The 14,236-nt window shown below is 70.8% G+C and carries 11 protein-coding genes; 10 read left to right on the top strand and 1 reads right to left on the bottom strand.

Going from position 1 to position 14,236, the window contains the following annotated elements; all coding sequences use genetic code 11:
* Positions 1 to 46: 46 nt before the first annotated feature.
* On the bottom strand, positions 47 to 2,947 hold the full coding sequence (locus tag CCO02nite_RS14010) for a helix-turn-helix transcriptional regulator (protein ID WP_246117566.1): 2,901 nt from the start codon (positions 2,945 to 2,947) through the stop codon (positions 47 to 49).
* A 388-nt stretch (positions 2,948 to 3,335) separates the two neighbouring features.
* Here CCO02nite_RS14010 and CCO02nite_RS14000 point away from each other — a divergent pair, with 388 nt between their 5' ends.
* The 10 genes from CCO02nite_RS14000 to CCO02nite_RS13960 form a co-directional block, all read left to right on the top strand.
* Positions 3,336 to 7,091 (top strand): nitrate reductase subunit alpha, encoded by a 3,756-nt coding sequence (locus CCO02nite_RS14000; protein ID WP_146843800.1) that lies wholly within the window; start codon positions 3,336 to 3,338, stop codon positions 7,089 to 7,091.
* A gap of 13 nt (positions 7,092 to 7,104) precedes the next feature.
* Positions 7,105 to 8,790 (top strand): nitrate reductase subunit beta, encoded by a 1,686-nt coding sequence (gene narH / locus CCO02nite_RS13995; protein WP_146843799.1) that lies wholly within the window; start codon positions 7,105 to 7,107, stop codon positions 8,788 to 8,790.
* On the top strand, positions 8,787 to 9,443 hold the full coding sequence (gene narJ / locus CCO02nite_RS13990) for a nitrate reductase molybdenum cofactor assembly chaperone (RefSeq protein WP_146843798.1): 657 nt from the start codon (positions 8,787 to 8,789) through the stop codon (positions 9,441 to 9,443). Before narH ends, narJ begins: the two co-directional genes overlap by 4 nt.
* A complete protein-coding gene (narI, locus tag CCO02nite_RS13985) occupies positions 9,443 to 10,201 on the top strand; it encodes a respiratory nitrate reductase subunit gamma (RefSeq protein WP_146843797.1) in 759 nt (252 codons plus the stop codon). The genes narJ and narI overlap by 1 nt, the downstream gene beginning before the upstream one ends.
* A gap of 42 nt (positions 10,202 to 10,243) precedes the next feature.
* Positions 10,244 to 11,464, top strand: coding sequence for a nitrate/nitrite transporter (locus CCO02nite_RS13980; protein WP_146843796.1), 1,221 nt, complete (start codon positions 10,244 to 10,246; stop codon positions 11,462 to 11,464).
* A 31-nt stretch (positions 11,465 to 11,495) separates the two neighbouring features.
* Entirely contained in the window at positions 11,496 to 11,762 is a 267-nt protein-coding gene (locus CCO02nite_RS13975; RefSeq protein ID WP_307724055.1) for a hypothetical protein, read from the top strand.
* Between the two features lie 255 nt (positions 11,763 to 12,017).
* Complete coding sequence (locus CCO02nite_RS15795) at positions 12,018 to 12,173, top strand: hypothetical protein (RefSeq protein ID WP_186812713.1); 156 nt, start codon at positions 12,018 to 12,020, stop codon at positions 12,171 to 12,173.
* Positions 12,174 to 12,219: 46 nt separating this feature from the next.
* Positions 12,220 to 12,615 (top strand): SCO4402 family protein, encoded by a 396-nt coding sequence (locus CCO02nite_RS13970; protein ID WP_443092615.1) that lies wholly within the window; start codon positions 12,220 to 12,222, stop codon positions 12,613 to 12,615.
* A gap of 139 nt (positions 12,616 to 12,754) precedes the next feature.
* On the top strand, positions 12,755 to 13,363 hold the full coding sequence (locus CCO02nite_RS13965; RefSeq protein WP_146843794.1) for a hypothetical protein: 609 nt from the start codon (positions 12,755 to 12,757) through the stop codon (positions 13,361 to 13,363).
* A gap of 481 nt (positions 13,364 to 13,844) precedes the next feature.
* Positions 13,845 to 14,236: Imm8 family immunity protein (locus tag CCO02nite_RS13960; protein WP_186812712.1), on the top strand; the 392-nt coding region annotated here is incomplete at its 3' end.

Raw genomic sequence — 14,236 nt, 5'->3', positions numbered from 1 at the left:
GGGCCCCTGGCGTGGCGCGCGGCCCGTCAGGGCGTGCCGGGGCTCGTCAGGGCGTGTCGGCGGTGTCGATGAGGCCGCGCCGCGCGCCGATGGCGACCGCCTCGGCGCGGCCGGAGGCGCCGAGCTTGGCGAGCACGCGCGACATGTGCACGGAGACGGTCTTGCCGGAGATGAACATCGCGCGGCCGATCTGGTTGTTCGACATCCCGCGCGCGGCGAGCCCGAGCACCTCCGCCTCGCGGGCGGTGAGCACGTCCGCGCGGTCCGCCTCGCCGCCCGGCACGGCAAGTCGACCGCGTCGAGCCAGGTCACGGACCGCGGCGGCCAGCGGGCGGGCGCCCATCTCGTCGGACTCGCCGAGCACGACCGCGGCCTCCCGGGCGGCCGCGTCACGCTCGCCCCGTGCGAGGAGCGCCTCGGCGAGTCGGAACCGCGAGCGCGCCGCCTCGTAGCGGTGGCCGTAGCCGAACGCCTCGACCACGGCCCGCCAGGTCGCCGGGTCGTCGACCGACGGTCCTGCCAGGCGTGCCGCCTCGGCCCGCGCGCGCGCCGTCCAGGCCAGGCCCTCCGGCCCGACCCGACGGCCCGGCGGCAGCGGCCGGCCGGCCGTGCGCTCGACGCGATCGCGCCACACCGCACCTGCCGCGACGAGGTCCGCCGGGTCGCGGCCGTGCACGCGCGCGTCGGCTGCCGCATCCGCGAGTGCCGACAGAGCGAGCGCGGACAGCCACAACCCCCCGAAGAACTCCGGGAGCCAGCGTTGCTCGAGCTCGGCGACCACGCGCCCGGCGTAGGCCACGGCCTCGTCGGTGCGGCCCTGCCAGGCGAACGTGTCGACCGCGCAGCCGCCCGCGATGAGCGCGATCATGCCGTCGCGTCCCCACAAGGGCTCGAGCGCCAGGCAGCGCTCGAGCACGTCCTCGTCGCCTCGCGCGGCCGCTCGGTACAGCACGACGAGATCGAGCAGGCCGCCGTCCTCGTCGGGCGCGCGCGTCGGCACGCTCACCGGGCGCAGGTCGCCCTGCACGTAGCCGGCCAGCACGGCGTAGCCCGCCAGCTCGCGTCCGTAGGGCGACCCGGCGAGTCCGGCGCGCTCGGCCCGCTGCGCACCGGCCGTCGCGACCGCGAGCGTGCCGACGAGATCCGCCGACTCGTACCGGTTGGCGGCCATGTTCGTCAGGATGCGCAGCTCGGTCATCGCGTCCTGACCCGACCGCGCGCGCTCGAGCGCCTCCTCGAGCAGCGCGTCGGCGCGCGCCGCGTCGTCGTCGGCCACCAGGAGCGCGAACGACGTCAGTGCGTCGGACTCCGCGTCGAGCGCCGAGACCGTCCGCGCGACCGCGAGCGCCTCCTGCGTGGCCTCGAACGCCTCGACCGCGCGCTCCAGGTACACGAGCGAGCGGGCGTGCGTCGCCAGGGTGTGGGCGCGTTCGGTCGTCGCGGTGGGCGGCAGCGCGGTCAGGGCGAGCGTGGTCTGTTCGAGCGCCTCCTCGAGGCGGCCCACACCCAACAGGTGGCGGGCGAGCGCGGTGCGCAGCCGCGGCTCGTCGTCGCCCGACGTCTCGGCGAGGGCGGTGCGCGCGTGCTGGACCGCGCGGTCGCCGCGTCCGGCCGCCGCTGCGGCGGCCGCAGCCCGCACGAGGACGTCGACACGGTCGCCGGGCTCGGGCACGGCGTCCCAGACACGCAGCGCGACCTCGAGGTGACGCAGCTCCTCCTGCGGGGCGAGCAGCGCGTGCGCGGCGTCGGCGGCCTCGAGCGAGGCGGTGAGCACCGTCGGCAGGTCCGGGACCAGGAGCGCGTGCGCGGCGATCTCGGCCGGGCTGCCGAGCTCCGGGCGGTCGCGCATGACGCGCACGTACGCGCGGTGCAGCGCGGCCAGCTCGCCGGGCAGCAGGTCGCCCAGCACCGCCTCGCCGAGCAGCGCGTGCCGGAACGCGAGCTGACCGTCCTCGACCGCGAGCACGTGGTGCCCGACGGCGTCGCGCAGCGTCGCGTCGAACACGGTCGGCGCGCCGAGCGACGGGTCGTACGCACCGGCCACGACGCGTAGCAGCGGCTCGGCCACGCGGCGACCCGCCACCGACGCCGCGCGCGCGAGCTGCACGACCGCGGGGTCGAGCTGTTCGAGCCGGGCCCGCAGGACGTCGGCCAACGAGCCGGGCAGCTCGTCGTCGTCGGACTCGAGCAGCTCCTGCGCGTAGTAGGCGTTGCCGCCCGAGCGCTCGGTGACCCGGCGCAGCGTCGTCGCGGGCGGTTCGGCACCCGTGAGCGCGACCGCGAACGCGCGCAGCTCGTCGTCGTCGAACGGGGGCAGGTCCACCCGCTGCACGCGTGGGTGGCGCGCGAGCTCGGCTGCTACCGGCCGCCACGGGTGGCGCCGGTGCAGGTCGTCCGTGCGGTAGGTGACGACGAGCACGACGTGCTCGGCCAGCAGCCGCGAGACCAGGAAGCGCAGCACGTCACGGCTGGACGCGTCCGCCCAGTGCGCGTCCTCGACCACCAGCAGCAGCGGCCGGTCCGGGCGCCCGACGGCCCCCAGCAACGCGGCGAGCGCGTCGAAGACCTGCAGCCGGTCCCCGTCGGCGCCACCCGGCGGCTGCGGGCGCGCGCCGGGCAGCAACAGCCCGAGCGCGGGCCGCTCGCGCCCGACGTCGGCGACGACCTCGGGTGCGAGCTCGCGCAGCCGTGCGACCGCCTCCGCGAACGGCAGGTACGGCAGGCCGATCTCGCCCAGGTCGACGCAGTGCGCGACGACGACGAGCGCGCCGCGCGCGCCTGCGAGCCCGGCGAGGTGGCGGACCAGCGCGGACTTGCCGACCCCCGCGTCCCCGGCCAGCAGCACCGCACCGGGCGCGCCGCGGCCCGCCCGGTCCAGGGCGTCCAGCAGGACGGTGACCTGGTCCGAGCGGGCGACGAACGGGGTGCTCATCGGGCCGTGGACCATGCCCCCGATCCTGGCAGCGACCACCCACGCGGCGCAGCCCGGCCGGACCGACGCAGACCCCGACGGGAACGTGCACCGCTGCGGTGCGCGCCGACCGCCCGCACGGCGGCGGCCTCCGCCTGGACCTGCTCGCGGCGGTAGCGCAGCTCGGCGTCGACCGCCGGGCCGAAGATCTCGAACATCTCGTCCCCCTCCTTCGGTGGTGCCGACCGCCGGCACCGGACTGCTTCGAGCCTCGTCGTGAGGTGCGGGGGTGCGGATCGGGCAGGTGCCTCGACCTGCGGGCCACGCGGCGACCGAGGAGCACTGAGGCACCTCAGGAGAACAGCGCGGGTTTTTCACGGTGTGCCGGGTGGCGTGGCTCACGTTCGCTACTAGGGTCGGACGAGTGGTGGACCCCCAGCTGCCAGGACTCGACGGACCCGCCTCCGACGTGCTGCTTCGCGCCGGACGCTTCTTCACGCGGTGGGACGAGACCGCCGACGGCCGCGCGGTGTTCCGCGAGGGCGGCCGCCGCGGCGACGTCTTCTACCGGGACCGATGGCGCCACGACAAGGTGGTGCGCTCGACCCACGGCGTGAACTGCACGGGCTCGTGCTCGTGGAAGGTCTACGTCAAGGACGGGATCATCACGTGGGAGGCCCAGCAGACGGACTACCCGTCGCCCGGGCCGGACCGCCCCGACTACGAGCCGCGCGGCTGTCCGCGCGGCGCCGCGTTCTCCTGGTACACGTACTCGCCGACGAGGGTGCGCTACCCGTACGCGCGCGGCGTCCTCGTCGAGATGTACCGCGAGGCCAAGGCCCGGCTCAAGGACCCGGTGCTGGCGTGGGCGGACATCGTGGGCGACCCCGTGCGCCGCCGCCGCTACCAGCAGGCGCGCGGCAAGGGCGGGCTGATCCGCGTGCCGTGGGACGAGGCCGTCGAGATGGTGGCCGCCGCGCACGTGCACACCATCAAGACCTACGGCCCGGACCGCTGTGCCGGCTTCTCGCCGATCCCGGCGATGTCGATGGTGTCGCACGCGGTGGGCACGCGGTTCGTGCAGCTCATCGGCGGCGTGATGACCAGCTTCTACGACTGGTACGCGGACCTTCCGGTCGCGAGCCCGCAGATGTTCGGCGACCAGACCGACGTCCCGGAGTCCGGCGACTGGTGGGACGCCACCTACCTGATGATGTGGGGCTCCAACGTCCCCGTCACGCGCACGCCCGACGCGCACTGGATGGCGGAGGTCCGCTACCGCGGCACCAAGGTCGTGTCGGTCTCCCCGGACTACGCGGACAACACCAAGTTCGCCGACGAGTGGCTGCCCGCGGCGGCAGGCACGGACGGCGCGCTCGCGATGGGCATGGGGCACGTGGTGCTCAAGGAGTACCTCGTCGAGCGCGAGGTGCCGTTCTTCCGCGACTACGTCCGCACGTACACGGACCTGCCGTTCCTCGTGACGCTCGAGGAGCGCGACGGCGCGTACGTGGCCGGCCGGTTCCTGCGCGCCGAGGACCTCGCGGGCGCGTCCGACGAGACCGCGCCGGACCCCGTGACGGCCCCGGAGTCCGAGGGCGCGCAGTGGAAGACCGTGCTGCTCGACTCCGCCACGGGTCTGCCCGTGGTGCCCAACGGATCGCTCGGCTTCCGCTACACCGACTCGGGCGAGGGCCGCTGGAACCTCGACCTGGAGGGGGTCGTCCCCGCGCTCGGCATCCGCGACGTCGCAGCCTCGTCGGGCCGCTCGTCGCAGGAGGCCGTCGAGGTGCTCATGCCGACGTTCGACCAGCCCGGCGGGGTGGGCGGCGTGCAGCGCCGCGGCGTGCCGGTGATGCGCGTCGACGGGCACCTGGTGACCACGGTGTTCGACCTCACGCTCGCGAACTACGGCGTGGGCCGCGCGGGACTGCCCGGCGAGTGGCCCACGGGCTACGACGACCCGACGCGGGGCTGCACGCCCGCGTGGCAGGAGCAGCACACGTCCGTCCCGGCGGCGGCGTGCACGCGCATCGCGCGCGAGTTCGCGACGAACGCGGAGAAGTCCCGCGGCCGCTCGATGATCATCATGGGCGCCGGCATCTGCCAGTGGTTCCACGGTGATGCGACGTACCGCGCGATCCTGGCGCTGCTCGCGTTCACGGGCTGCTTCGGGCGCAACGGCGGCGGCTGGGCGCACTACGTGGGCCAGGAGAAGTGCCGTCCGCTGACGGGCTGGATCTCGCTCGCGAACGCGCTCGACTGGTCGCGTCCGCCGCGCACGATGACGGGCACGTCGTACTGGTACATGCACACCGACCAGTGGCGGTTCGACGGCTACCAGGCCGACGAGCTGGCGTGGCCCGGTGCCGAGGGCCACCTGGCCGGCAAGCACACCGCGGACACGATCGCGGCGTCGGCGCGCGCGGGGTGGATGCCGTTCTACCCGCAGTTCGACCGCAACCCGCTGGACCTGGCCGACGAGGCGCGGGCGGCGGCGCAGGCCGGCACCGCGCCCGACGAGGCGTCGCACGTCGCGGGTCGGCTCAAGGACGGCTCGCTGCGGTTCGCGGTCGAGGACGTCGACGCGCCCGAGAACTGGCCGCGCACGCTCGTGCTGTGGCGGTCCAACCTGCTCGGCTCGAGCGCCAAGGGCGACGAGTACTTCCTCAAGTACCTGCTCGGGACGCACTCGAACGTGCAGGCGCCGGAGCCCACCGCGCGGCCCAGTGACGTGACGTGGCGTGACGACATCCCGGAGGGCAAGCTCGACCTGCTGGTCAGCGCCGACTTCCGGATGACGTCGACGACCATGCTCTCGGACGTGGTGCTGCCGGCGGCGACCTGGTACGAGAAGCACGACCTGTCCTCCACGGACATGCACCCGTTCGTGCACGCGTTCTCGCCGGCCATCGACCCGCCGTGGGAGGCGCGCACCGACTTCGACGCGTTCCACCTCGTCGCGCGCAGGTTCTCCGACCTGGCACGCACGCACCTGGGCGTGCGGCACGACCTCGTCAGCGTGCCGATGCAGCACGACACGCCGGGCGAGACCCCGCGCGACGGCGGCGTGGGCGGCGACTGGCGCCGCGGCGACGCACCCGCGGTGCCGGGTGTGACGATGCCGCTGCTGCAGGTCGTCGAACGCGACTACACGGCGATCGCCGACAAGCTCGGGAGCCTGGGGCCGCTGGCCAGCACGCTCGGGTTCACGGTGAAGAACGTGACGTACCGGCTCGAGCACGAGGTCGACCGCCTGGCGCGGACCAACGGCGTGATGCTCGGCGGCGCGGGTGACGGGCGGCCTGCCCTGGACACCGACGTCAAGCTCGCCGAGGCGATCCTCGCGCTGTCCGGCACGACGAACGGCGAGCTCGCGACGCAGGGCTTCCGCTCGCTCGAGGCGCGCGTCGGCAAGAAGCTGCACGACCTCGCCGAGGGCTCCGAGGAGAAGCGGATCACGTTCCCCGACACGCAGGCGCGGCCGGTGCCGGTCATCACGTCGCCGGAGTGGTCCGGGTCGGAGACGGGCGGGCGGCGGTACGCGCCGTTCACCGTCAACGTCGAACGGCTCAAGCCGTGGCACACCCTCACCGGGCGGATGCACCTGTTCCTGGACCACGGCTGGATGAAGGACCTGGGGGAGGCGCTGCCGATCTACCGGCCGCCGCTGGACCTGCATCGCCTCCTGGGCGAGCCCGAGCTCGGCCCGGACGGCGCCAAGCAGGTCACGGTCCGCTATCTGACACCGCACAGCAAGTGGTCCATCCACTCGGAGTACCAGGACAACCTCCTGATGCTGTCCCTGTCCCGCGGCGGCCCGACCTGCTGGATGAGCCCCGCGGACGCCGACGCGATCGGCGCCAAGGACAACGAGTGGATCGAGTGCAGCAACGCCAACGGCATCTTCATCGCACGCGCGATCGTCTCCCACCGCATGCCCGAGGGAGTCGTGTTCGTGCACCACGCGCAGGAGCGCACGATCGACGTCCCCAAGACGGAGCGGACGCGCCGACGGGGCGGGATCCACAACTCCGTGACCCGGCTGCTGGTCAAGCCGACGCACCTCATCGGCGGGTACGCGCAGCTCTCGTACGCGTTCAACTACCTCGGACCCACGGGCAACCAGCGCGACATCGTCGCGACGATCCGCCGTCGGTCGCAGGACGTCGAGTACTGAGGGGGTGGGGACGATGCGTGTGATGGCCCAGGTCGCCATGGTGATGAACCTCGACAAGTGCATCGGGTGCCACACGTGCTCGGTGACGTGCAAGCAGGCGTGGACGAACCGCGCGGGCGTCGAGTACGTGTGGTTCAACAACGTCGAGACACGGCCCGGCCAGGGCTACCCACGCCGGTACGAGGACCAGGAGCAGTGGCGCGGCGGCTGGACGCTGAACCGCCGCGGCCGGCTCGCGCTGCGCACCGGCGGACGGGCCAAGCGCCTGCTGTCGATCTTCGCGAGCCCCGTGCAGCCCGAGCTCGAGGACTACTACGAGCCGTGGACGTACGACTACGAGACGCTCGTGGACGCGCCGCTCGGCGACGACTTCCCGGTGGCCCGGCCCAAGTCGCTCATCACGGGCAAGGACACCAAGGTCACGTGGTCGGCCAACTGGGACGACAACCTGGGCGGCACGAGCGAGCTGGGTCACCTCGACCCGATCGTCGAGAAGGTCCGTCGCGAGTCCGAGGACAAGATCAAGTTCGAGCTCGAGAAGACCTTCATGTTCTACCTGCCGCGGATCTGCGAGCACTGCCTCAACCCGTCGTGCATGGCGTCGTGCCCGTCGGGGGCGATCTACAAGCGCGCGGAGGACGGCATCGTCCTGGTGGACCAGGACCGCTGCCGCGGCTGGCGGCAGTGCATCACGGGGTGCCCGTACAAGAAGATCTACTTCAACCACAAGACCGGCAAGGCCGAGAAGTGCACGTTCTGCTACCCGCGCCTCGAGGTCGGACTGCCGACGGTCTGCGCGGAGACGTGCGTGGGTCGCCTGCGCTACATCGGGGTGTTCCTCTACGACGCGGACCGCGTCACCGAGGCCGCGTCCGTGCCCGACGAGAAGGACCTCTACGAGGCGCAGCTCGACCTCATGCTCGACCCGGAGGACCCGGCCGTCATCGCCGCCGCGCGTGAGCAGGGCATCCCGGCGGACTGGCTCGACGCCGCGCGGCGCAGCCCGGTGTACGCGCTGGCCAAGAAGTACCGCGTCGCGCTGCCGCTGCACCCCGAGTACCGCACGATGCCGATGGTCTGGTACGTCCCGCCGCTGTCCCCGGTGGTCGACCTGCTGCGCGACCAGGGCCACGACGCCGAGGACCCCGGCACGCTGTTCGGCGCGATCGAGGCGCTGCGCATCCCGATCGAGTACCTCGCCGAGCTGTTCACCGCCGGCGACACCGAGGTCGTCTCGGGCGTGCTGCACCGGCTCGCGGCCATGCGCTCGTACCTGCGCGGCATCACGCTCGACGAGGGTGCCGACGAGTCGATCCCGGCGGCCGTGGGAATGACCGGACAGGCCATGTACGCGATGTACCGACTGCTCGCGATCGCCAAGTACGACGAGCGCTACGTCATCCCCAAGGCGCACGAGGAGCGCGGTCACGAGCTCGAGGAGCTGGGGTGCTCGCTCGACTACGACGAGGGACCGGGCATGTACGAGTCCGCGGCCTTCGGTGAGGCGTCGGGTCGGCCGGTACCGGTAGCGGTCGAGACGTTCCACGCGCTGCGGCAGCGGCAGACGTCGGAGGGCATCTCGCCGGCCGAGGAGATGCGCGGCCGGGTCAACCTCCTGAACTGGGACGGCGTCGGCACCCCGCCGGGGCTGTTCCCGCACCACGACGCGCCCGCGGGCGACGAGGGGGGCGAGCGGTGAGGCGCGGACCCGCATCGGCGCGCGTCGTGCACCAGGTGGCGTCGTGGTGCCTGGGCTATCCCGACGAGGCACTCGTCGAACGCCTCCCGCTGCTCGCGGCCGCGACCGACGAGCTGGCGGCCGGTCGCGCACGTGAGGGCCTGCGACGTTTCCTCGACCACGCGGCGGCCATCCCGCTCGCCGACCTGCAGACCGACTACGTGCGGATCTTCGACCTGTCACGCAAGCAGGCGCTGTACTTGTCGTACTGGACCGACGGCGACACGCGCCGACGCGGTGAGGTGCTCGCCGCGTTCAAGGAGCGCTACCGGGCGAGCGGGTTCCTCGTCGACACGCACGGCGAGCTGCCCGACCACCTGCCGCTCGTGCTCGAGTACGCGGCGCTCGCGGACCCGACCGACGGTGCCGCGCTGCTCCAGGAGTACCGGGCGAGCCTCGAGCTGACGCGCTTCGCGCTCATCGAGTCCTCGCCGCCGTACGCGGGCCTGCTCGAGGCGGTCTGCGCCACGCTGCCGGGTGAGTCGCCCGCCGACAGCGCGGCCGTGCACCGCATGGCCGCGGCGGGACCGCCGAGCGAGTCGGTCGGTCTGGACTTCGCCGACCCGCGGCTGCTGCCGCTCGCGGGCTACGGCGTGGGCGAGGGGAGAGGCTGATGGACGTCGTCCTGTGGGGGGTGCTGCCCTACCTCGTCGTCGTGACGTTCGTCGGCGGGCTCGTCTGGCGCTACCGGTACGACCAGTTCGGCTGGACCACGCGTTCGTCGCAGCTCTACGAGTCGCGGCTGCTGAGGATCGGCTCGCCGCTGTTCCACTTCGGCCTGCTGTTCGTCATCGTCGGGCACGTCGTCGGTCTGCTCATCCCCGAGGAGTGGACCGACGCCGTCGGCGTGACCGAGGAGATGTACCACGCCGGTGCGCTGGGCATCGGCACGATCGCGGGCGTCGCGACGCTCAGCGGGATCGTCATCCTCATCGTCCGCCGGCGGCGCACCGGACCCGTGTTCATGGCGACGACGAAGAACGACAAGCTGATGTACGCGGTGCTGACCTCGGCGATCGTCGCCGGTCTGGCGACCACGGTCGTCGCGTTCTCGCAGGGCTCGGACGCGCACAACTACCGCGAGTCCGTCTCGGTGTGGTTCCGCTCGCTGTTCATCCTGCGGCCCGACGTGGAGGCCATGGCGTCGGCCCCGGTGCAGTTCCACCTGCACGTGCTGATCGGCCTCGCGCTGTTCGCGCTGTTCCCGTTCTCGCGGCTCGTGCACGCGTTCACGGCCCCGCTGCACTACCTGTTCCGCCCGTACGTCGTGTACCGCAGCCGGGACCGCCGACCGACCCCGGGTGCGAGCGCGCCCCGGCGCGGCTGGGACCCCGTCGGCACGCGTGACAGGGACCCCTCGACGCGCCGCTGACCGACCGGCCGTACCCACCTTCTTCATCCTGGAGACGAACAGATGAGCTCGACGACGAGCGCTGCTGCCCCGACCCGCGGCACCGGACCCGGCGTGAACCTCGCGCTCGCGGCGTGGGTGTTCGCGATCACCTTCTGGGCCTGGAACATCATCGGCCCGCTCGCGGTGCGGTACACCGAGGACCTGGGCCTGTCGGCGACCCAGAAGTCACTGCTCATCGCCACACCGGTGCTCGTCGGTGCGGTCGGCCGCGTCCCGGTGGGCGCGCTGACCGACCGGTTCGGCGGGCGCAGGATGCTCTCGCTGCTGTGCTTCGCGTCCGTGGTGCCCGTGCTGCTCGTCGCGTGGGCCGGGACGATGCAGTCGTACCCGCTGCTGCTGGTCTTCGGCTTCTTCCTCGGCATCGCAGGGACGTCCTTCGCCTCGGGCATCCCGTTCGTCAACGCGTGGTACGAGCCCTCCCGACGAGGCTTCGCTACCGGCCTGTTCGGCGTCGGCATGGGTGGGACCGCGCTGTCGTCGTTCTTCACGCCGCGCTTCGTCGGATGGTTCGGCTACGTGCCCGCGCACCTGATCGTCGCCGCCGCGCTCGCGGTCACGGGTGGCCTCGTGCTGCTGCTCGCGCGCAACGCGCCCGCCTGGCGGCCCTCGACCGAGTCGGTGCTGCCCAAGCTGCGGGCGGCGGCCAAGCTCCCCGTGACGTGGCAGATGTCGTTCCTGTACGCGGTGACGTTCGGCGGGTTCGTCGCGTTCTCGACCTACCTGCCCACCTACCTCAAGGACGTGTACGACTTCGACCTGGCGGGTGCCGGCACCCGCACCGCGGGCTTCGCGGTCGCTGCGGTCATCGCCCGACCCATCGGCGGCGTGCTGTCCGACCGGTCGCACCCCAAGATCGTCGTGCTCGTCTCGCTCGCGGGTGCCGCGGTCTCGGCCGTCCTCATGGCGCTCAAGCCGCAGCCCGAGATCCCCGCCGGGATCGTGTTCGTGACCATGGCGTTCTTCCTCGGGCTCGGTGCGGGCGGTGTGTTCGCCTGGGTCGCGCGCCGCACGCCCGCGGCCCGGGTCGGCTCCGTGGCCGGCATCGTCGGCGCGGCCGGCGGTCTCGGCGGCTACTTCCCGGCGCTCGTCATGGGAGCGACCTACGACGAGGCGTCGCACTCCTACACGCTCGGGCTCATGCTCCTCATGGTCACCGCGCTCGTCGCGTTCGTCTACGCGCTGACCCGGCTGCCGCGCAAGGACCTCGCGCAGACGTCCTGACGCAGGTCTACCGGCCGCGGTGTTCGTGACGATGGCACTCTTCCCGGGCCTCGGTGTGGGCGGTGTGTTCGCGTGGGTGGCCCGGCGCGCGCCCGCGGACCGCGTCGGTGCGGTGACCGGCGTCGTCGGTGCCGCCGGTGGCCTCGGCGGCTACTTCCCGCCGCTGGTCATGGGCGCGATGTACGACGAGGAGGCGCACTCCTGCACCGTCGGCCTGGTGCTGCTCGTCGTGACCGCGTTGGGTGCGCTCGTCCTCACCGCGACCCGCTCGACGACCGGCGAGCGCCGCGCATCCTGACCACCCGACTCGTGCGGCTCGATGTCGCCGATGCGCAGATGGGCCGATGGGGTGAAGTCGACGCCGTTGGGTCATAGCACCCGTGCAAGTGGTCGAAGTGCTGGTGTCAAGGGCGGTCCACGTTCGTTGCGGCGTGGCCAGGATCAACCAGAACCCGCAGGCGTACACACCGCGCTCGCACTGGCTCAAGTGGAGAAGCTAAAACATTCCATGACTGGACAGGTGACCTACCCAGACGCTCGCCAGAATGTCTTGATGGCGATCGAGGCACTGAGTGACTCGCGCAGGCAAGAGAGATGGGGGCGCGTCGAGCCAGGCGTAAACTGGTTCGAGGACCTGACGCTCGACATCCACACTCTTTACGACGACTCGTCATGCGTCGGTGCGACGGAGCTGAATCGCCATGACTGACCGCTGCGCACCGTGACAGGCAACTCCCCCTGAGCGATTGGCCAAAGTGATCAAAGTGGTACAGCCCCGAGTGGAGAGAGTCAACTATCCGAGATACCGGCAGGCGGTGTACGACGCTGTGCGGGGGCTCGCCAGTCGAGAGTATCGCGACAGCAAGTGGCGTCGGGTCATCGACGACTCGTACGAGGACTTCATGAGTGCGATTGACGAGCTTTACGACGGCACTGCAGTCTTCCCCAATCCTTCGACGGCGGTAGGATCGGCGATATTCGCCAACGAGATCGCGCCATTTCTCGATATGTATACGAGTGTTGAGGCGATGCTGAGTGACCTTGGCGAAGGTCCCTGGGATTATGACGTCGATGTGTCGAGATGGCATGAGGTTGAACGAACTGCGGGTGTGGTGGCGCGACTCATGGCGCGGAATGGCGGACTCGACTAACCGAAGTCTTCCACCGGGCTGGGGCGAGAGGTTCGGACGCGCACCGTCGGTCGTCATCCGCAAGTGCACCGATCAGTTAGGGGGCATCCGTTGGCACCAAGCGCGCCCGGTCCGTCAATCCACCCGCTAGGATCGGACCGTGACTGATGCCGCCATCTGGGATTGCCCAAACCGCGTACATCTAGACTTCCCGTCGTCTGGAGTCGAGCAGCTCATCGCTAGTGCTCGACTACGATTCTGGCGAGTCGTCGAGTTGAGCCTAGGAAGCGTCCCGACCGCGCGCGAGCTCGGCGGTGTTCTTGCAGACGAATTTGACTATCCACGGGACTACGCAACACTCGACAGCGCAATCGACATGATTCCAGACTTCGACGTCAATAGCGGCAACGACCCCTCGCCCGCGGGTTTGCTGGTGGTGATTGGTGACCCCGGACCGCCGGCGGTTGCCGAGTGCATCTTCAAGATTGCCCCCTACATTCTCGACCGCGTTCGCTCGCGAGGGCGTCTGGCCGCGTTTGTGTTCCTCGCAGGGGGTCCCTCGGCGCGCGAATGGCTTGAATCGTCCAATCGTCGTCTGGAAGAGGCGGGTGCGGTCGAGTGGGCAGTCGGGCACACTGGTCGAGTTGGCGTGGTCGAGCATCGAGGCCAGGGTGGAAGATCCATGAGAGGTACACCAGACGGTTTGACGGTTGCACAGGAGGGCGACAGCCCGACCGGCTCGACTTCCTGGGACACGCGCCATGAGTGAGAACGAAATCGACGGAGTGCTGACCACGCCCGAACGGGTGCTCGGGCAGCGGTTCCCATGGCCACCCGGGGTGATTGGTTCATGCTATGCGCTACGCGCAAGTCGCCCAGCAGCCTTCGTCTTTGGCGTGCCGGGGATCTTGCTGAGTATGAGTTCGTTCCCCTTGGCTCTCGACGCTCACCTCCCGCGTGGCGCCGGTTGGCCAACTCGCGTTCGGGCCGGAGATAGCGGCACTCGGCTACCAGTACACGCGAACGGCATCGGCTGATGTTCGGCTGGACTGGGTCGAGGTTCCTGCGGTGCTTCGAATCATCTCGAATGGCACCTGGCTGAGTCGCATGGAGATCAATGGACGAGTGGTGTTCGTACAGCGCAAGTGCGCGAGCGCACTCCTGCACCTCTGGGGGGCCAGGACTTGACTTCGCTCCGCGAGCAGTTCCGAGAGGAAATGTACAACCGGAGGACACCTGGTGGTCGAGTCATGAGTGGTTTGCGTGCGGAGATCGTCTCGTTCTGGAGCCCTGACGTGGATGATTTGGCGAGTTGGGTTCCGCCTGCTGCGGAGTTTCAGTTCTATCTGCAGTTCACCCTGCGAGAGCCGGGAGTGCTCGGAGAGGACACGTTCGGCGTAACCGTACGTTCGTCGGCGCAGTTGCTTGCTGGCCTCTCGGCAAACTCGCCGATGATCGGCGATCGTTCGATCATTGTTGCGGACTACGACTGGAGTGCTATTCGGGACTGCGTCCGGTCATCCATTGAGTTGCTCGCCTCACGGACGGATAGCTGGACGGGGCTGATTTTCGACGCGTCGCTCCTCTTTGATTGGGAGGGTTCCGGTCAGTTGCGGCAATGGTTTGTCGGTCACAGTCCGGG

Origin of the sequence: Cellulomonas composti (assembly GCF_007990245.1) — a bacterium.
Taxonomy (GTDB): Bacteria; Actinomycetota; Actinomycetes; order Actinomycetales; family Cellulomonadaceae; genus Cellulomonas; species Cellulomonas composti.
Note: the sequence above shows the minus strand (reverse complement) of the source record. Positions and strands in the feature narration are given on the sequence as shown.

Coding starts and splice junctions, on each gene's coding strand:
- CCO02nite_RS15795 (WP_186812713.1), top strand. CDS start 12,018: ATGGCGATCGAGGCACTGAGTGACTCGCGCAGGCAAGAGAGATGGGGG.
- narH (WP_146843799.1), top strand. CDS start 7,105: ATGCGTGTGATGGCCCAGGTCGCCATGGTGATGAACCTCGACAAGTGC.
- CCO02nite_RS14010 (WP_246117566.1), bottom strand. CDS start 2,947: ATGGTCCACGGCCCGATGAGCACCCCGTTCGTCGCCCGCTCGGACCAG.
- narI (WP_146843797.1), top strand. CDS start 9,443: ATGGACGTCGTCCTGTGGGGGGTGCTGCCCTACCTCGTCGTCGTGACG.
- CCO02nite_RS13980 (WP_146843796.1), top strand. CDS start 10,244: ATGAGCTCGACGACGAGCGCTGCTGCCCCGACCCGCGGCACCGGACCC.
- CCO02nite_RS13975 (WP_307724055.1), top strand. CDS start 11,496: ATGGCACTCTTCCCGGGCCTCGGTGTGGGCGGTGTGTTCGCGTGGGTG.